This is a genomic window from Streptomyces axinellae, from assembly GCF_039532135.1.
In the GTDB taxonomy this organism is placed as follows: Bacteria; Actinomycetota; Actinomycetes; order Streptomycetales; family Streptomycetaceae; genus Streptomyces; species Streptomyces axinellae.
Genome location: NZ_BAAARJ010000023.1, coordinates 61156 through 78021 on the forward strand (window position 1 = coordinate 61156; position 16866 = coordinate 78021).

At 72.3% G+C, this 16866-nt stretch carries 17 protein-coding genes and 1 pseudogene; 12 read left to right on the top strand and 6 right to left on the bottom strand.

All coding sequences use genetic code 11. The annotated features are described in order from the left end of the window. Positions 1 to 20 precede the first annotated feature (20 nt). The 5 genes from ABD339_RS28630 (at position 21) to ABD339_RS28650 (ending at position 5712) form a co-directional block, all read left to right on the top strand. On the top strand, positions 21 to 1151 hold the full coding sequence (locus tag ABD339_RS28630; protein WP_344570036.1) for a pyridoxal-phosphate dependent enzyme: 1131 nt from the start codon (positions 21 to 23) through the stop codon (positions 1149 to 1151). Beyond that, on the top strand, positions 1148 to 2176 hold the full coding sequence (locus ABD339_RS28635) for a diiron oxygenase (RefSeq protein WP_344570037.1): 1029 nt from the start codon (positions 1148 to 1150) through the stop codon (positions 2174 to 2176). The genes ABD339_RS28630 and ABD339_RS28635 overlap by 4 nt, the downstream gene beginning before the upstream one ends. Before the next feature lie 23 nt (positions 2177 to 2199). Next, positions 2200 to 3258 carry an ornithine carbamoyltransferase gene (locus ABD339_RS28640; protein ID WP_344570038.1) on the top strand — a complete coding sequence of 353 codons (1059 nt, stop codon included), beginning with the start codon at positions 2200 to 2202 and terminating at the stop codon, positions 3256 to 3258. Between the two features lie 76 nt (positions 3259 to 3334). Beyond that, positions 3335 to 4267 (top strand): methyltransferase domain-containing protein, encoded by a 933-nt coding sequence (locus tag ABD339_RS28645; protein WP_344570039.1) that lies wholly within the window; start codon positions 3335 to 3337, stop codon positions 4265 to 4267. 149 nt (positions 4268 to 4416) lie between these two features. Then, a complete protein-coding gene (locus ABD339_RS28650) occupies positions 4417 to 5712 on the top strand; it encodes a hypothetical protein (RefSeq protein WP_344570040.1) in 1296 nt (431 codons plus the stop codon). Here ABD339_RS28650 and thpD read toward each other — a convergent pair. Continuing rightward, positions 5690 to 6601, bottom strand: a complete 912-nt coding sequence (gene thpD / locus ABD339_RS28655; RefSeq protein WP_344570041.1) for an ectoine hydroxylase — start codon at positions 6599 to 6601, stop codon at positions 5690 to 5692. The two genes, ABD339_RS28650 and thpD, sit on opposite strands and share 23 nt — an antisense overlap. Positions 6602 to 6996: 395 nt before the next feature. On the opposite strand from thpD, the gene ABD339_RS28660 reads away from it, so the two are divergent. The 3 genes from ABD339_RS28660 to ABD339_RS28670 all read left to right on the top strand — a co-directional run bounded on the left by ABD339_RS28660 (position 6997) and on the right by ABD339_RS28670 (position 9587). Continuing rightward, positions 6997 to 7986: a glutamate ABC transporter substrate-binding protein gene (locus tag ABD339_RS28660; protein WP_344570042.1), complete on the top strand. Its 990-nt coding sequence runs from the start codon at positions 6997 to 6999 to the stop codon at positions 7984 to 7986. Positions 7987 to 8018: 32 nt separating this feature from the next. After that, the gene (locus ABD339_RS28665) at positions 8019 to 8666 is read left to right on the top strand and encodes an amino acid ABC transporter permease (RefSeq protein WP_344570043.1); all 648 of its coding nucleotides are present in this window, start codon (positions 8019 to 8021) and stop codon (positions 8664 to 8666) included. A 249-nt stretch (positions 8667 to 8915) separates the two neighbouring features. Next, on the top strand, positions 8916 to 9587 hold the full coding sequence (locus ABD339_RS28670; RefSeq protein ID WP_344570044.1) for an amino acid ABC transporter permease: 672 nt from the start codon (positions 8916 to 8918) through the stop codon (positions 9585 to 9587). A gap of 88 nt (positions 9588 to 9675) precedes the next feature. Here the strand turns inward: ABD339_RS28670 and ABD339_RS28675 are convergent, their stop codons facing one another. Further along, complete coding sequence (locus ABD339_RS28675) at positions 9676 to 10920, bottom strand: MFS transporter (RefSeq protein ID WP_344570045.1); 1245 nt, start codon at positions 10918 to 10920, stop codon at positions 9676 to 9678. Between the two features lie 4 nt (positions 10921 to 10924). Here ABD339_RS28675 and ABD339_RS28680 point away from each other — a divergent pair, with 4 nt between their 5' ends. Next, entirely contained in the window at positions 10925 to 11254 is a 330-nt protein-coding gene (locus ABD339_RS28680) for an NHL repeat-containing protein (protein ID WP_344570046.1), read from the top strand. Positions 11255 to 11299: 45 nt separating this feature from the next. Here ABD339_RS28680 and ABD339_RS28685 read toward each other — a convergent pair whose 3' ends face one another. Together ABD339_RS28685 and ABD339_RS33905 are read right to left on the bottom strand one after the other, a co-directional pair. After that, entirely contained in the window at positions 11300 to 11860 is a 561-nt protein-coding gene (locus ABD339_RS28685; protein ID WP_344570047.1) for a DinB family protein, read from the bottom strand. Between the two features lie 196 nt (positions 11861 to 12056). Then, positions 12057 to 12404: a LysR substrate-binding domain-containing protein gene (locus tag ABD339_RS33905; RefSeq protein ID WP_425576125.1), complete on the bottom strand. Its 348-nt coding sequence runs from the start codon at positions 12402 to 12404 to the stop codon at positions 12057 to 12059. A gap of 73 nt (positions 12405 to 12477) precedes the next feature. Here ABD339_RS33905 and ABD339_RS28695 point away from each other — a divergent pair. Together ABD339_RS28695 and trxA are read left to right on the top strand one after the other, a co-directional pair. After that, positions 12478 to 12582: pseudogene (locus ABD339_RS28695) on the top strand (dehydrogenase); the annotation flags it as partial. Positions 12583 to 12942: 360 nt separating this feature from the next. After that, a complete protein-coding gene (gene trxA, locus ABD339_RS28700) occupies positions 12943 to 13347 on the top strand; it encodes a thioredoxin (protein WP_344570048.1) in 405 nt (134 codons plus the stop codon). 72 nt (positions 13348 to 13419) lie between these two features. Here the strand turns inward: trxA and ABD339_RS28705 are convergent, their stop codons facing one another. Further along, a complete protein-coding gene (locus tag ABD339_RS28705) occupies positions 13420 to 14847 on the bottom strand; it encodes a carboxypeptidase regulatory-like domain-containing protein (protein WP_344570049.1) in 1428 nt (475 codons plus the stop codon). Positions 14848 to 15020: 173 nt separating this feature from the next. Between ABD339_RS28705 and ABD339_RS28710 the strand changes: the two genes are divergently transcribed. Continuing rightward, positions 15021 to 15809: a TetR/AcrR family transcriptional regulator gene (locus ABD339_RS28710; protein WP_344570050.1), complete on the top strand. Its 789-nt coding sequence runs from the start codon at positions 15021 to 15023 to the stop codon at positions 15807 to 15809. On the opposite strand, the gene ABD339_RS28715 is transcribed toward ABD339_RS28710, so the two are convergent. Beyond that, entirely contained in the window at positions 15776 to 16843 is a 1068-nt protein-coding gene (locus ABD339_RS28715; protein WP_344570051.1) for an ATP-dependent DNA ligase, read from the bottom strand. The two genes, ABD339_RS28710 and ABD339_RS28715, sit on opposite strands and share 34 nt — an antisense overlap. Positions 16844 to 16866 lie beyond the last annotated feature (23 nt).

The following is a 16866-nucleotide window of genomic DNA, read 5'->3' on the forward strand; positions in this document are numbered from 1 at the left end:
TGACAATACCGCTCACGCATATGCCGCCCACTCCGGTCATTCCGGTCCGCCTCTTCGTCGAGGGAGTGCCCCGGACGCTCTGGCTGAAGCTGGAGTCCTACAGCCCCTATGGGTCCATCAAAGGGCGTACGGCGCTGGCGCTTTGGGACGATGTGGCCGAACGGGTGGACCCCGACGCCGGCATCATCGAATCGACCTCCGGCAATCTGGGGCTGGCGCTGGCCGCCGTCACAGCCGCGCACCGCGTGCCGTTCACCGCGGTGGTGGATCCGCGGGCCAGCGCGTCGGTCCTGCACTCCGTACGGACCCTCGGGGCCCGCGTCGTCACCGTGGACAGACCGGACGGGGCGGGCGGATATCTGCTCAGCAGACTCGCCTACGTCGAGGGACGGGTCCGCCGGGAGCGGCGGCTGGTGTGGCCCAACCAGTACACGAACCCCGCCAACCCCCGGGTGCACGCCCTCTCGACAGCGCCGGAACTGCACTCGCAGGTACCGGAGGAACCCCTCGACGTCCTCATCGCGGTCTCCACGGGAGGCACCCTGGCCGGCTTCCGGGACTTCGCCGCCACCACGGCCACCGGCTGGCGGCTGACCGGGGTGGATCTGGCGGGTTCTGCCGCGCTGGGCGGGGATCTGGGGCCGCGTCTGCTGTCGGGCATCGGTGCCAGTCGGCCCTCCCGGTATCTGCCCGAGGATTTCGGCCCCGCTGTGCGCGTCACCTCGGGGGAGGCCGTACGCGCCTGTCTGTGGCTGCTGCGGACGACCGGACTCGCCCTGGGCCCGAGTTCGGGCGCCCTGGTGGCCGCCGCGCTCGCGCTCTTCCGCGCGGCGCCCGAGCGCGCGGACATCGCCTGCGTCTGCCCCGACGGCGCCGACCGCTACGCCGACACCGTCTACTCCCCCGCCTGGCGCCACCGCAACGGACTCGGCGGCACGCCGACGGGCCACGGCGACGCGTCCGCCGGGGCGGCGGAGGAGCAACGGGCGAGCGCTGTGGCGGACGGGAGGACGGAGGGCACGGCGGAGGACGGCGGAACGGGGCGGGGCGTCGAGGTCGTATCGCCGCTGCCGTATCCGCCGGGGGCCACGGAATCGGCGCAGGACGCGGCACAGGACGCGGTCAACGGCGGCGAGGGGGCACCGCGATGACGCCGGACGACGAGACCCGCGACTGGTACGCCAGAGCGGGGGTGCGCAGCGACCCCAGACGGCTGCTCGCCGGCGAACTGGCGGCCGGGCAGCTCTTCTTCCCCCCTGACCTGATCCCCTACGCCCGGCACCCGGCGGTACTCGCCCTGCCGCAGCCGCGCAGAGCGGAGCTGTTCACCCGGCATCTGTACCAGTACCTGGGCTTCACCGCGCAGTTCGAGACCCAGGTGGTCAACCGGGCCACCGAGCGCATCGCGGGCGGACGCAGCGGCCTGGAACTCCCCGGCGCCGTACGGCTGGACGCGTACCGCATCTACTGCGACGAGGGTTACCACTCGCTCTACAGCTTCGATGTCATCCAGCAGCTCTCCGTGGCCACCGGAACGACGCCCCTGCCCTACGATTTCGCGCCGTTCCTGGCCCGGCTGGACGACATCGGCGCCCGCGCGCTGCCCGGCGAGCCGGCGCTGGCCCAGCTGCTCCAGGTCGTGGTCTTCGAGACGCTGGTGACCGCCCTGCTCAACGACATCCCCCGGGACGGCCGTGTACTCACCGTCGTCCGGGACATCGTGCGCGACCACGCGCGCGACGAGGGCTGGCACCACGTCTTCTTCTCCCGGCTCTTCCGCCGGCTGTGGGCACAGCTCCCGGATGCCACGCGCGGTCGGGTGGCGCGCTGCCTTCCGGAGCTGATCCGCGCGAGCCTGCTGCCCGACCTGCGCCCCGTGCGGGCGTCGCTGACGGCCGCGGGGCTGGCGCCCGCCACGGTCGAGGAGGTCGTACACGACGCCTACCCCCGGGCCCAGGTGGACGCGGGAATCCGCAGCTCGGCCCGGCACTCGGTACGGCTCTTCGAGGAGACGGGCGTGCTCGAAGCGGCCGGCGGCGCCCGGGCGTTCGAGGCGGCGGAGCTACTGCCCCCGCCGGGCATGGGTACCGGCGCCAGGGCCCGCCACGGGCCGCCCGGTCCGGACGCACCCGGCCGGCCCGCGCCCCCGGGGAACCAGGGAACAGCGAGCACCTGACCCGCCGACCGAGAGAGGCACAGATGGACCAGGCAGCCAAGGGCGCGAGGGGCCGGGCACGTGAAAACGGCGCGGTCGAGGACGGCGCGCGCGAGGAAGAGGTGCGGCGGACCGGCGCACATCAGGGCCGGCCGCCCGGAGGCGGCGAAGGGCACGCCGCACGCGGGCTCTTCTCGCTCGCCGACCTGGCGGCGCCGGCCCTGCACAAACTGGTCAGCAGATCGGTCGAGCTGTTCCACAACCCCAAGGCCCACGAACTTCCGCTGGCGGGCCAGGCCGTCGGAGTGCTGTTCACCCGCACCTCCACCAGGACCCGTACGGCCTTCACCGTCGGCGCGCTGCGGCTGGGCGGCGCGCCCATCGGCTACGGGCCCGGTGATCTCCAGCTCAACACCGGGGAGTCGGTGAGCGACACCGGCAGGGTTCTGGGCGCCATGCTCGACACGCTGGTGGCGCGTACGGCCGGGCCCGTCGAGGAGCTGAAGACCCTCGCCCGGGCGGGCTCACTGCCGGTGATCAACGCGATGTCCACCGAGGAGCACCCGACCCAGGGAGTCTGCGACCTGGCCACCCTCGCCCTGGAGTACGGGGATCTGAGCGGCATCCACGTGCTGTACATCGGCGAGGGCAACAACACCGCCGTGGCACTGGCCCACGGGCTCGCCGCGGTGCCGGGGGCCCGGGTCACCTTCGCGGTCCCGCGCGGCTACGGGCTGCCGGAGGGGGCGTTGGCGGCGGCCGGTCGGCGGGCCGCGCGGACCGGCGCGACGCTCCAGGAGATCCACGATCTGGCCGAAGCGCCCGACGAGGCGGATGCCGTCTACACCACCCGCTGGCAGACCACGGGCACGGCCAAGGCCGACCCCGGCTGGCGGGAGGTCTTCCGCCCCTTCCACGTGGACGCGGCCTTGCTGCGGCGCTGGCCGCACGCGCGGTTCCTGCACGATCTGCCGGCGCACCGGGGCGACGAGGTGGCCGGTGAGGTTCTGGACGGCGACAGCTCGCTGGCCTGGACGCAGGCGGCGATGAAGCTCCCCAGCGCGATGGCGGTGCTGGAGGAGGTGGCGGCGGCGCCCCGCTGACGTATGCCGCGCGAGCGGCGCGGCCCCCGCGAGCCCGGACCCCCACGGCGCCCGTACCGACCGGAGTGAGGACCGTATGACGGACATCTCCTACGTCTCCCGCTACGAGCATCTGACGGCGGACGATCTCGTACCGCCCTCCCCCGGCATCTTCTTCGAGCCGGCCGACACCGAGATCGGCGTCTGGGTCGTCAAGGACCTGCTCCCGGCGCACGGCGGGGGCAGCGTGCTGGACCTCGGCTCGGGCAGCGGTGCCGCCGCCGCCGGCATGGCCCGCGCGGGGGCCGCCAGGGTGCACGGGGTGGACGCCAGCGAGGCGAGCGTCGCCTGGGCACGCAGGCATCACGCGGTCAACAACGGCGCCACCCATGTCACCTTCGCGCACGGCGACTTCGCCCAGTTGAGCGCCGAGCGGCTGCTGTCCACCGCCGGAGGGCCGCTGCCCCGGCCGCTGATCGTCACCAGCAACCCCCCGTATGTGCCGCTCACTCCGGAGGCCGACGCACAGCGCCGCTCCATCAGCGGCGGGCCCGACGGCCTCAAATGGGCGGAGGCCATCATCGGCCACGCCGAAGCGCTGGGCACGGACCTGGGGTTCACCTTCGGCAGCTACTCCAGCCCCAGGCGGGCGGTGGAACTGCTGGCGGACGCCGGCTACCGCGTCGCGGCGGTGACGCTGTGCCCGCTGCCACTGGGCGACTTCACCCGTGAGCATCCCGAGCGGATGACGGAACTGGAGCGGCAGGGAGAGGCCGTGGTGTGGCGCAACGGGCCCGAGGCGTCCGGGTACTTCATCGTCGGCCTGGCCTGCCGCCGGGCCGGTCCCGAACCGGTGAACGGTCATGGGCCCCTGACCGGCGACGGGCTGATGGAGCTTCTGCGGGCCGCCGCGGCCTCGCGCTCCACCCGGCTGGAGGCGCTGCACGGCGCCGCCGCCGCACCCTTGCCCTGGTCCGGCCCGCTCCGGGTCTTCGACCCGCCCGCGCCGCCGGCCCGCCATCACTGGTGACGTCACTGATGACGGGGCGTCAGAAGATCGCTGGTGACGAGGTGTAAGCGCCCGTACGAGTCGGCTGCCCCCTTCCCCCCTTTCTCCGCCGTCCTCGCTGCCCGTAACACCCACCCGTTCCCACAGGCCCTCCGTGGAAAGAGGCCCGCATGCCCGGATTCAACTCCCCCGACGCCCCCACCCCGCTCACCTCGTCGATCTCACCGCCCCGTCCCGCCTCACCGCCCCGTCCCGCCTCACCGCTCCGGCCCATCTCGCCCGTCTCGCCCGTCTCGCCCGTCTCGCCCGTCTCGCCCGTCTCGCCCGTCTCGCCCGTCTCGCCCGTCTCGCCGGTGAGCGTCACGGCCGGTGCCGTGGAGCACAGCATCGACTTCATCGGCCCGCAGCTGCGCGCCCGAACGCCTGAGCGTCTGGCGCTGTATGCCGGCGTCCAGATCAACGGGGCCCCGCACCTGGGCACCAATGTCATGCAGACGGCGGCCTTCCTGCTGGCCCGCGCCGCGAGGGAGCGCTTCGGCACACCGGCCGTAGTGCGGTTCGGCGCACTGGACAACACGGCGTACGAGACCCGGCGCTGCCCCGCGACCGGCACGCTCTACGAGCTGTCGTACCACCACGCGCTGGGCCCCGACCGGGTGGCGGAGCTGGTCGAGCGCTTCTACGGCGGCCTGTTCGACGCGCTCTCGGCCGCGACCGGGGTGCCGTACGAGGTCGAGACCTACACACGGCAACAGCGGAGCCGGACCTTCCGCGAGGAGCTGGCCGCCTCCCTTATCCGCCGCGAGCAGCTGCGCTGGGTGCTGGCGCCTTCGCACGGCAGAGTCCCGGTGAGCTTTCCCTGCCCCAGGTGCGGCTGGCTGCAGAAGTACGGGGAGCACACGGAACTGCTGTCCCTGGACAGCGACGGCGCCCGGTTCGCAGCGGTCTGCCTCGACCACGGGCGGTACGTGGCGGAGGCGGGTCCGGGCACGGACGCGTGGGTCGGGCTGACGACGCTGCACCGCAACCTCGTCAAGGAGCGGGTGGCGGCCAGGGACGCGGCGATGCCTGTCATCGTCAAGGGCGCGGACTGGGCGCCGGGCTGCCGCCTGGTGGACGAGGCGTTCTCGTACTACCCGGACGCGGCGGCGCCGCCGCGGGTGTTCACTCCGGTGATCCTCTCCGAGTCGGGGGCCAAGCTGTCCAAGACCCTGATCCGCGAGGGCGCGGCGCAGCTGTCGCCCGGCACCCGTCCGTGGATGCTCGACACCACGGCCTGGCCGGGCCCGGCCGGGGACTACGCGCACCTGCTGCACGAGCTGGTGTCCGGGATGCTGAGCGAGCCCCGCCACTTCGAGCGGGGCTACACCACGCTGGAGGTGGCCCGGCTCGTGCGGGAGTACGGCAGCGGCACGGATCGGGACCGCCCGCCGGGCACCTCCCTCACCGGCGGGGTACCGGAGTGAACCGGCGGTCCGCCAGGAAGCCGGGCCGGGGGGCCGGGGCGGCGAAGGGCGGGCCCAGTGTGTTGTCCACGCTGTTGTAGACGACGAAGAGGTTGGTGCGCCGGAAGGGGGAGACGTTCCCGGCCGAGGCGTGCAGACAGTTGCAGTCGAACAGGACGGCGGAGCCGGCGGACGCGGTGAGCTGCTGGATGCCGTTGTTCAGCGCGAGTTCGGTGACCACGGTGCGGTCGGCGGGCCCCGCCGGGAGAGCCTTCCCCAGCAGCGAGAGCTTGTGGTAGTCGGCCGGGGTCTCCCCCACCGAGGGCACGAAAGTGCGGTGCGAGCCCGGGATGACCATGAGGGGCCCGTTGACCGGCTGGTTGTCGGTGAGCGCGACGGAGAAGCTCAGCGCGCGGGGCGCCGGCATGCCGTCCTCGGAGTGCCAGGTCTCGAAATCGGCGTGCCAGCCGAATTTCGAACCGTCGAAGGCGGACTTGAGGTTGACCCTGCTCTGGTGCACGTACACCTCGGAGCCCAAGAGCTGCCGGGCCACGTCGGCCAGCCGCGCGGAGCCGACCACACGGGCGAAGACCTCGCTGAACGCGTGCACCTCGAAGACGGACCGGATCCCGTCCGCGTCCGGCTCGGGCGCCACCCGCCCCGAGGCCCGCATTTCGGGGTCCCGGCCCAGGCGTTCGGTCTCCTCCAGGCAGCCGAGGATCTCCTCGGCGCTGAGCAGCGCCTCGAAGGAGAGGAACCCGTCGCGGTCGAAGGCGGCCAGCTCCCCCGCGTCCAGCGGTCCGTCCGCCTCCGTGCCCCACACCACCGGGTGCCGCCGGGCGAAGGGGACCGACTCGCGCACGGCGCGGGTGGGGTACAGGTCCTCCACGGGCTCTGCAGCTGCGGTCATCGTCCTCCGCGCCCCCTTTCCGGGCTGACTGATGAGTCCCCGGAAACCTGCCCGTTACCTGATGCGAAAAACTCGGCGAATATCTGTGGCCGAATCGGCGGAATGATTTCCGCCAAGGTCGGAAATTCCGCTGGAGCAGTCCGTTCCGCACCTCGGCAGCCTTCTTCGAAAATGCCCCCGGCAATACCTGTTCCGTCGCTCTGAACCGGTCATGAACCGTCCGAAGACGTCCCGTTGAGCCGCCCGCCGCACACGAACGGCCGAATCGCGCCAGCGGGCCTGACAGCCTGTCACTGATACGATTACCTTCCTTCACCTGACTTCCGCTTCCGCCCTTTCCTCTTGCTCCGTCCTCTTGCTCCGCCGTCTTACACCGTCCGGCCCCGAGGAGTGACGTGACAGCCAGCAGGCGTCGATGGCCGCGCTGCGGGGCGGTGGCGATGACGGCGTGCGCGTTTTTGGCCATGGGGCTGGTGAGCAGCGGGTGCGGCAGGGAGGGCACGCCGGCGGGCAGCGTCGGCAAACTGATGCGCGGCGGCGGAAGCGAACCGGTCGCCTACCCCGTGGCATCCGGCGTGCGGGTGCCCGGCTCGCGCGCGTACGCTCGCGCCCAGAAGCGGGGCAGCATCCGCGTGGGGGTCAAGTCCGACCATCCCTTCCTCGGGTTCGAGGACCCGGTCACCGGGCAGCGCGCCGGCTTCGACATCGAGATCGCCAGCATGGTCGCCGCCGACCTGGGCTTCCCCCGCGACCGGATCGACTGGCAGACCGTCCCGCCCCAAGGCCGCGAGACCGCCATCGCGCAGGGCGACGTGGACTACTACGTCGCGGCCTACACCATCAACGACGAGCGCAAGAAACAGGTCGCCTTCGCCGGGCCCTACTACGTGGCGGGCCAGGACCTCCTCGTGGCGAAGGGCGAGGGCAAAGGCGAAGGCGAAGGCGCGGGCGCGGGCGCCAAGAACGGCGCACGCCATATCAACGGCATCAACGGCCCCCGCGACCTGCGGGGCAAGCGGGTGTGCACGGTGACCGGATCCACGCCCTACCAGCGCATCAGCAGTCCCACCTACGGCGCGCACGTCATCTCCCACGACAGCTACGCGCAGTGCGTGCAGGACCTGGTGACCGGGGTTGCCGACGCGGTGACCGCCGACGACGCCATCCTCAAGGGCTACGCGGCGCAGAACGAGGGCCGACTCCGGGTCGTGGGCCACCCCTTCTCCAAGGAGCCCTACGGTGTGGGCCTCGCACGCGGCGATGCCGGGCTGCGCCGCGCGATCGACGCCGCCTTGGAGCGCCATCTCCGAAACGGCGACTGGCTGCGCGCCTACCGGGCGACGCTCGGCCGCTCCGGTGCCCCGCCCCCGCGCCCGCCGCGCTGAGGTCCGCCTGAGCTGTCCACCGCGGAGGTGCCGTGCACGTACTGCTCGACAATCCCGACCTGTTCCGCCGAGGGTTCGTGGGGACCCTGGAGCTGACGGTGGTGAGCGCGCTGATCGCCGCCGTCCTCGGCGGGGTACTGGCGTTCTTCCGCGTCGGCCCGGTCCCCGTGCTGCGCGGCTTCGGTCGGGTGGCCGTCACGCTGCTGTGCAACACCCCGCTGACGCTGCTGTTCTTCGGAGTCACCGTGGGCCTGCCGCTGCTGGGGCTGACGACTCTGAGCTATTTCACCCTCGCGGTGGTCGCGCTCAGCGCCTATTCGGCCGCGTTCTTGTGCGAGGCGCTGCGCTCGGGCGTCAACACGGTCGATACCGGCCAGGCCGACGCGGCGCGCAGCCTCGGGCTCACGTTCGCGCAGACGGCCGTGCTGGTGGTGCTTCCCCAGGCGGGCAGGGCGGTGCTGCCCGCGATGAGCAGCGTGGTCATCACGCTCGCCAAGAACTCGGCCCTGGCAGGCGGTTTCAGCGTCTTCGAGCTGTTCAGCGTGGAGAAGACCCTGGTCGAACAGGGGTATGCGGTCGTGACGGTGTTCGTGTGGGTCGGACTGGCCTATCTGGTGGTCATCGCGGCGATCAGCACGGTCTTCCGAGTGCTGGAGAGCCGGCTGGCGGTGCCGAGGTGAGCGGCGCCGCCCCGGTCCTCTTCGACGCGCCCGGCCCCCGCGCACGGCGGCGGCACCGGCTGTACGGGGTACTGGCGCTGGCGGCGGGGCTCGCGGTGGCGGCTGCGGTGGTCCTCCGGCTGAAAGGGGTCGGTCAGTTCGCCGCGGACATGTGGGAGCCCTTCACCTACCGCGGGGTACAAGAGCGGGTGCTGCGGGGGGGCGCTGGACACGCTCAAGGCGTTCGGGCTGGCTGTCGTGGTGTCGCTGGTGCTCGGCGTAGTGCTGGCGACTGGGCGGCTCTCGGCGCACCGGCTGTTGCGCTGGCCCTCCTCGGCGGCCGTGGAGATCTTCCGGGCGCTGCCTCTGCTCATCCTCATCTTCGCGCTCTACAACATGGCGGGCCTGCGCGATGTGGTGGAGTCCGTGGCCGGCGCGATGCGTGACGGCCTGGGCGCGCCGGGCGGATGGCTGGCGACGCACTTCGCCTCCCCGACGCTGTGGGCCCTGGCGCTGGGAGTCGCGCTGTACAACGGGGCGGTGCACGCGGAGATCCTGCGCGCGGGCGCGCGGGCCGTTCCGCTGGGGCAGTACGAGGCCGCCTACGCACTGGGGATGCGCAAGACGCAGGTGATGAGCACGGTGGTACTGCCGCAGACGGTGCGCGCGATGCTGCCGGGGCTGGTGAGTCAGATCGTGGTGACCCTCAAGGACACCTCTCTCGGGTTCATCATCATGTACGAGGAGTTGCTGTACGCGGGCAAGCTGCTGGCGCAGAACATCGCGACGCCGCACGGGTATCCGTATCTGCCCGTGCTGTTCGTCGTGGGCACCTTGTACGTGGGCATGTGTCTGCTGCTCTCCCTGGTGGCCCACCGGCTGGCCGGCGAGCGCCGTCGGCGGATGGCCGGCCTCCACCGACGGCGCCCGCACCAGCGGTGACCCCACCCGGACCCCGCCCGCGGAGCTGACCTCCGGCCGCCGGGTGACAGTCCGCGGCACCCCGGATGGCGGAAGGGAGCCGGCCTGGTCATCTGTCCGGAGGCGGGCCTTCCGCGCTGCCGCTCGCCGCTTCGTCCGCCGGGCGGGCCGGAAGGGCCGGATGCGGTACGTGCGCCGTCCGGCGGCCGGAGACCGGCTCTGCGGGTGGGACGCCAGCGGCGGTGTGGGGCAGCCGGCCGAGACGGCCGAGCGCGGCCAGGGCGAGGGCCGACAGGAGTCCGATCGCCGCGCAGCTCGCCCAGGGGAGTCCGGGCCAGCCCGTGCGGCCCAGGTCCATCGTCCATCCGATGAGGCTGTTTCCGGCCGCCGCGGTCAGCCCTGAGACGACGTAGAAGAGGCCGAAGTAGGTGCCCGTCAGGCGCTCGTGGCCGAAGTGCGGGATCAGCTCTATCACCGGCGGGTGCAGCACCATCACACCGAGGTAGAGCAGCAGCGTCGCGGCCATCAGCGGGAGCAGCCACAACGCGGCCTGGCCCAGTCCGCCCGGCTCGCTCTTCCCCGCCGTCAGCAAGGGCGGCAGGAACCCGGCTGACATCACCAGCAGCCCTGGCACCATCCAGCGCGCGGTGCCGCCGCGCCGTTGCAGGCCGCGGGTGAGGCGCAGTTGGAGTGCCATGTTGGCCACGGCCCCCGCCGCGAGCAGCACGCTGACGGCCTCGGCGCGGCCGGTGGCCTGATGGGCGCCCTCGGAGATGAGCAGGTAGAGCTGGTTCTCCAGCGTGGTCATGCCCGCCATGGCCAGGGCGAAGGGGAAGAAGCCCCGGCTGCCCAGTGCCTCCCGCCAGTCCTGCCACAGCGCGGTGCCGCGCCGGCCCGGCTGGCGCTGGGGCATCGCGAACAACTGGGCGAGGAAGAGCGCCGCGAAGACTCCCGCCGCCACCAGGGCGCACACGCGGAAATCGAAGAGCAGCAGCACGCTGCCCAGCAGCATGCCGAGGAGTGAGCCGGTCATCGCGAAGACGTTGAGCAGGGCGAACGCCTCCGCCTTGCGGTCGCCTGCCTCGTGGGCCAGGTAGGAGCGGACGGCGGGGTAGAACAGGGCGCCCGCGAGTCCGCTGAGCGCGGAGGCGGCCACCAGCACCGGCAGGGAAGTGCCCAGCCCGAACAGGCCGAAGCCGAGGACGCGCAGTCCGCAGCCGGTGATGATGACGCTCCGTGGCCCGAACCTGTCGGCCGCCGAACCGCCGAGCACGAACAGGCCCTGCTGGCTGAGATTGCGCACACCCAGGACGACGCCGACGGTGCGGGCGCTGGCACCCGATGGGATGCTCACCACGGTGCTGGGCACCGGTGAGGCCGGGTACGACGAGGCGGGCACGGGCACCGCCACCCGCCTCGACCAACCACGCGGCCTCGACATGGACGCGGGGGGCACGCTGTATGTCGCGGACTCGCTCAACCGGCGCGTCTGCGTGCTCACTCCGGACGGCGCGGTGTCCACCGTCGCCGGTGGTCCGCCGGGCCACGAGGAGGACGGGGGCCCCGCGCTCGGCGCCGCGCTCGTTCTGCCGAGGGCGCTGCTGCTGGGCTCGGGCGGCGACTTGTTCGTCGCGGAGTCGGACAGCAACCGGGTGCGGCGTATCGCGCCCCGCCCCCGCCCCTCGTAGACGCGGGGCCGCGTCCGCCGGCCCCGCTCACCGGCTCACCCCGGCTCACTGGCCCACTCGTCCGTCGATGCGCTCGCGCAGCAGGTCGGCGTGGCCACAGTGCCGGGCGTACTCCTCGATCCGGTGCACCATCAGCTCCCTGCCCGCGATCCTCTCTTTCCCGAGGCGTTCGCCCAGGTCCGGATGGTCCGCCAGCGCGGCGTCCGTCGCCGCCTGTTCGCGCGCCAGCGCGGCGTAAGCGGAATCGACCACCTCCTGCTCGGCGACGGCTCCCTCGAAGTCCCCGTCGTTCTCGCCATACAGCTTCGGGAGCGGATCGCCGTCGCTGATCCAGTTGCGCCAGTCCCGTTCGGTCTCGGCCAGGTGCCGGAGCAGGCCCAGCAGTGACATCGTCGACGGGGGCACCGACCGACGGGCCAACTGCTCGGGGTCCAGGCCCTCGCACTTCATCCGCAGGGTCATCCGGTAGTTCGTCAGGAAGTCCTGGAGCGTGGCCAACTCGCCGTCCGGGCTGGGGCCTTCGCTGTTGCGGGGGTCGTCGTCCGGGTCGGCCCACATGTCGGGGTAGATGTTTGCCCGGCTCCATCGTCCGGGTTGCTCACTCATACGGCTCATGTTCGTCCGCGCCGACCCCCTGCGCCAAGGCCCCGTCCGGCCAGGGCCTCAAGGGCGAGGGCCGTCGCTCCACGGCAGTTCGATCGAGCGGAGAGTGAGGCGACCGTCTGGGAGCGGCTGCTCGGCGGCCACGCGATCACCGTGGTGACTTCCGGCGCGTCGAGGACGGGCACCGCGAGTGTTCGGGTCACTGCCAGGCACGGCTGGAGGCGGGGATGACCAGCAGGGTTTTGCCGGGCGCCACGAGCTGAGCGAGCTGCGACCGGGTGTGCACCTCCGGTCCGGGCCCCTCAGGGTAGGAGCCGTCGAGCCGGGGCCACCGGGCGATCGGGAGGTCCGGCACATCGCGGACGTCCGCCATCGTGAGCTGGTCGCGGGACGCGAGCGGATGCCCCGCGGGAAGGATCGCGACCTGGCCTTCGACGCAGAGGTCTTCGGTGTCGAACCCGGCGAGATCGTCGAACGGACGGTGCATGAGTGCCACGTCGGCGTGGCCGTCGCGCAGCAGCCGTGCCTGCTCGCCGACCTCGCACAAGAGGACTTCGTCGGTACCGCACCGGGTTCGCCCGCGAACCCGAGGAGCCGCCGCAGCGGCGGCGATCGTCGAGCGGACGCCCGGACAAGGCGCCGCGATCGCCATCCGGCTCGCCACTCTGCCGGATGACGGACCGCGCGGCGGCTTCTTCGACGACGAGGGCCCCGTCCCCTGGTGAGCCGGGTGAGCCGGCCGCTCGGCGGCTTCCGCGGCGTGGTCACCGTGGTGGAGCGGGCCCCGAGGAGGCGGGCGAAAAGCGTCACCGGTTCAACCGGTGACGCTTTGAGCACGGGGCAGGCCGTACCGAGGATCTACGGCAACCGAGGACGCGCACCGTGCGATCGGATGCTGACCGTGCGTTCCCGGCCCGCCTCGCATGGCCGGTCCGCTCGTCCCGGCAGGCAGGGATTCCGGCGTTCCGGCGAGAGTTTGCCCCGACCGTCCGGGGAACGCGGTACGGGAATGGCGGGCCGGCCCGCGATTGTTGCCACCGGCACCAGGGCGCGGCCCGCTCTGATGCCCCGTCGCAGGAGAGAACATGAGCACCATCGAGCTGACCAAGGACAATTTCGACGAGATCGTCCAGAAAAACGACTTCATCCTGATCGACTTCTGGGCGTCATGGTGCGGTCCCTGCCGTAGCTTCGGCCCCGTGTACGAGGCCGCCGCCGAGCGGCACGCGGACCTCGCCTTCACCAAGGTGGACACGGAGGCCCAGCAGGAGCTGGCCGCGGCTTTCGAGATCCAGTCCATTCCGACGCTGGCGATCATCCGGGACCGGACGCTGGTCTTCGCCCAGCCCGGCGCGCTCCCCGAGGCCGCGCTGGAGGACCTCATAGGCCAGGCTCGCGACCTGGACATGGACGAGGTACGCCAGGCCGCGGCCCAAGCCCAGGCCCAGGAAGGCGAGGTCCCGGCCCAGGAGGGCGGCGCCGCCGGCTGAGGCAGCGCACGAAGGCCGCCCGGTCACCGACCGGGCGGCCTTCGCATGTTCCGTCGCTTCTCCTGGGCGGGGTCAGTACCGCGCGGCGGCCTGCGCCCCCACCCCCGCCGGCGCGGGGCGCGGGGCCAGACGGAAGTCCTGGCGGACCGGGTGGCCGTCGCGCGCCTGGACGCGGGCGACGGCGGCGAGCCGGTCGGGGCCGCTGGCGATCACGTTGACGAAGTGATCGGGCAGACCGGTGGCCGCGTATTCGCCCTGCTCGTCGGTGCTGGCCCGCAGCAGTTCCCTGCCGTGGGTGCCGGTGACGGTGATCGCGACGCCCCGCAGCGGCCTGCCCCGCTCGTCGGTCACCCGGCCCTTGAGCGTGGGCTCCTGCTGGAGCAGCCGGTGGGAGTGCGGCGGGACGGCGCAGGGCTGCGGCAGCTCGAACGAGGGGTCCTCGACGGGCGGCTCCGCCTCCACCTCGGCCCCCGTCCGGCCGTCCTCGGCCTCCTTGCGGGCCTCGCGCCGCTCCTTCCAGGCGCCGAGCGCGATCAGTGCGATGCCCCCGACGACCCAGGCGCAGATGACCAGGACATGGCGTCCGACATCCTTCCCGTCGAAGTAGAACTGCCCGCGCAACGCCTCGATCAAATTGCCCATCGGCATGATCGGGTGCAGCGCCCGGAAGAACCCCGGCACCATCTGCACGGGTATCGCCCCGCCGCTGGACGGCATGCTGAGCAGCACGAACAGCCCCATGGCGACGCCCGGGAAGAACTGCTTGAAGAACGGGACCAGCCCGTAGGAGGTCAGCGCGACGGCCTGGGTCATCAAGAAGATGAAGGGGATGGCCAGCGGCTCGTTCGGTATGACGTCCATCGAACGGGCCACGAAGTAGGCCACCAGGCTCTCGACGACGCCGACGGAGACCAGGGTGAGGACCTTTTTGCGCCGCCCGAAGGTGGTGGCCCTCAGCAGCATCATCACGCTGATGTACGAGGGGATCGTGCAGGCCAGGACGAGGTAGAAGAGCCCGGTCCCCATGCCGTCACCCGGCGCCGTGGGTGCTGCCTCGTGCACCTGGAGCTGGCCGCCGCTGTGCTGGGCGACGGAGGTGAAGGTCTTCTGCAGCACCGACTCCAGCGAGTATCCGTCGGCCTTGGCGACGAAGAGCTGGGGGTGCTTGGCGTCCGGCGCGTATCCGGCGGTGACCTCGCGGTTGGTGACCGCGTCGTGAGCGGCGCCTGCGTCGGCGACGGGGTGGATGTCGAAGGCGCCGGGGCTCTTCTGTTCGAGCGCCTGCTCCAGCTGCCCGGCCGACGGTCCGGCCACGGCCACGTCCACGTGATGCGGGACGGGGTTGTGGAACGGCAGCAGATAGCAGACGAGGAAGCCGGTGAAGAAGAACGCCGGGAACCAGAGAGTGGACGCGAGCGTGCGCACGGTCGCGCCGAGCGAGGAGGAGGTGCTGCCTTCCTCGCCCTGCGGGCTCTCCGGTTCCGCCTTGTGTTGCGCCATGGACGTGGTCCGCCTCCCTAGGTGCGTACGGCTGGGTGGGATGGCACCTGAGCAGAACTGCATGTCAGGGCCAATGATTAGCGAGGCTAACAGAAAGATGCAGTGCTGCAAAAATGCACTACTGTAGGGAACGAGTCGGAAGAGGCACCTGAGCACGGAGCACGGGAGCGCGCATGACCGCCGAGACCCCCGAGAGCGCGCACGGCCTCCGGGAGCGGAAGAAGCTGGAGACCCGCACGGCGCTGCGCGGCGCCGCCGTCCGGCTCTATCTGGAGCGCGGCCCCGCCGCCGTGACGGTGCAGGAGATCTGCGAGGCGGCCGGCGTCTCCCCGCGCACCTTCTTCAACTACTTCGACACCAAGGACGACGCGGTCTTCGACTGGGACCGCAGGCTCACCGGCCAGCTGGTCGCGCTGCTCGCCGCCCGGCCCGGCGCGGAACCGCCGCTCGAAGCGCTCCGCCGGACGCTGCGCACCGCCATCCCCGCCCTGGTCGCCGATGCGGGCTGGCGCGACCGGCGCCGTCTGCTGGGTGCCCACCCGGAGCTGATCCCCAAGCTGGTCCACAGCAACAGCCATATGGCCGAGGCCCTCACCGAGGCCGTCGCCGCGCGCACGGGGCTGCCCCCGGAGGCCCTCTACCCCCGGCTGGTGGCCGGCTCGGCCCTCACCGCGTTGCGTGCCTCGATCCGCGCCTGGGACCCGGAAAGCTCCGCCGAGCAACTGCTGGCCATGCTGGACGAGGGCTTCAACTCCCTCGCCGCCGGGCTCCCCGCGCCCGAGCCCGCCCAGCGGGTGGAGGCGGAGGCGGGCGCGAACTCGGGCACAGACAAGGGCGCGAGCGCGGACACAGGCGCGGACTCGGGCACAGGCGCGAGCGCGGACTCGGGCACAGGCGCGAGCCGGCCGACGGCGCCGGGCCCCGGCGGTCAGCGTCCGCCGAGGGCCGCCTCCAGGTCGTAGCGGACCGGCTGTTCGAGCTGCTCGTAGGTGCACGAGCGCGGCTCGCGATCCACGCGCCAGCGCCGGAAGAGCACGGTGTGCCGGAAGCGGTCGCCCTCCATGTGGTCGTAGGCCACCTCGCACACCCGCTCGGGGCGCAGCGGGATCCAGGAGGCGTCCTTGCCGCCACTCCACCTGCTCGGCGCCCCCGGCATCCGGCCCTCCTCGTGCGCCGCCTCCTCCTCCCAGCGCGCCCACGGGTGCCCCTCGGGCCTGGCCATCCGCAGCGGCGCCAGCTCCCCCATCAGCTCCCGTCTGCGCGCGGCGGGAAAGGAGGAGGAGGCGCCCACGTACTGGAGGGCGCCGGTCGCGTCGTAGAGCCCCAGCAGCAGGGAGCCGACGGCCTCGCGGTCGGCGCGGTGCGGACGCAGCCCGGCCAGGACGCAGTCGGCCGTGCGCTCGTGCTTGATCTTCAGCATGACGCGCTCGCCGGGGCGGTAGGGCAGCTCGGGCCGCTTGGCCACCACGCCGTCCAGCCCCGCCCCCTCGTACTGCGCGAACCACTCCCGCGCCTCATCCCGGTCCTCGGTGACCGGGGCCAGATACAGGGGCGGACGGGTGCCCTTCAGCGCCCCGGTCAGCCGTCGGCGGCGCTCGCTCAGCGGTTCCTCCATGAGCCGCGCCTCTCCCAACGCCAGCAGGTCGAAGGCGACGAACGAGGCGGGGGTGCGCTCGGCCAGCAGCCGCACCCGGGAGGCCGCCGGGTGGATGCGCTGCTGGAGCGCCTCGAAGTCCAGTCGTCCCGCGGTCGGCAGCACGATCTCGCCGTCCAGCACGCAGCGTTCGGGCAGCCGCTCGCGCAGCGCGTCGGCCAGCTCGGGGAAGTAGCGCAGCAGGGACTTGCCCGTGCGGCTGCCCAGCTCCACCTCGTCGCCGTCGCGGAAGACCAGGCAGCGGAAGCCGTCCCACTTGGCCTCGTATCGCATGCCGGGCGGGATCGATGCGACGGGCTTGGCGAGCATCGGCTTCACGGGAGGCATGACGGGAAGATCCACCTCTCGATTCTGCGCCGGGCACG

Coding starts and splice junctions, on each gene's coding strand:
- ABD339_RS28645 (WP_344570039.1), top strand. CDS start 3,335: ATGACGGACATCTCCTACGTCTCCCGCTACGAGCATCTGACGGCGGAC.
- thpD (WP_344570041.1), bottom strand. CDS start 6,601: ATGACCGCAGCTGCAGAGCCCGTGGAGGACCTGTACCCCACCCGCGCC.
- trxA (WP_344570048.1), top strand. CDS start 12,943: ATGAGCACCATCGAGCTGACCAAGGACAATTTCGACGAGATCGTCCAG.
- ABD339_RS28635 (WP_344570037.1), top strand. CDS start 1,148: ATGACGCCGGACGACGAGACCCGCGACTGGTACGCCAGAGCGGGGGTG.
- ABD339_RS28630 (WP_344570036.1), top strand. CDS start 21: ATGCCGCCCACTCCGGTCATTCCGGTCCGCCTCTTCGTCGAGGGAGTG.
- ABD339_RS28685 (WP_344570047.1), bottom strand. CDS start 11,860: ATGAGTGAGCAACCCGGACGATGGAGCCGGGCAAACATCTACCCCGAC.
- ABD339_RS28710 (WP_344570050.1), top strand. CDS start 15,021: ATGACCGCCGAGACCCCCGAGAGCGCGCACGGCCTCCGGGAGCGGAAG.
- ABD339_RS28650 (WP_344570040.1), top strand. CDS start 4,417: ATGCCCGGATTCAACTCCCCCGACGCCCCCACCCCGCTCACCTCGTCG.
- ABD339_RS28705 (WP_344570049.1), bottom strand. CDS start 14,847: ATGGCGCAACACAAGGCGGAACCGGAGAGCCCGCAGGGCGAGGAAGGC.
- ABD339_RS28640 (WP_344570038.1), top strand. CDS start 2,200: ATGGACCAGGCAGCCAAGGGCGCGAGGGGCCGGGCACGTGAAAACGGC.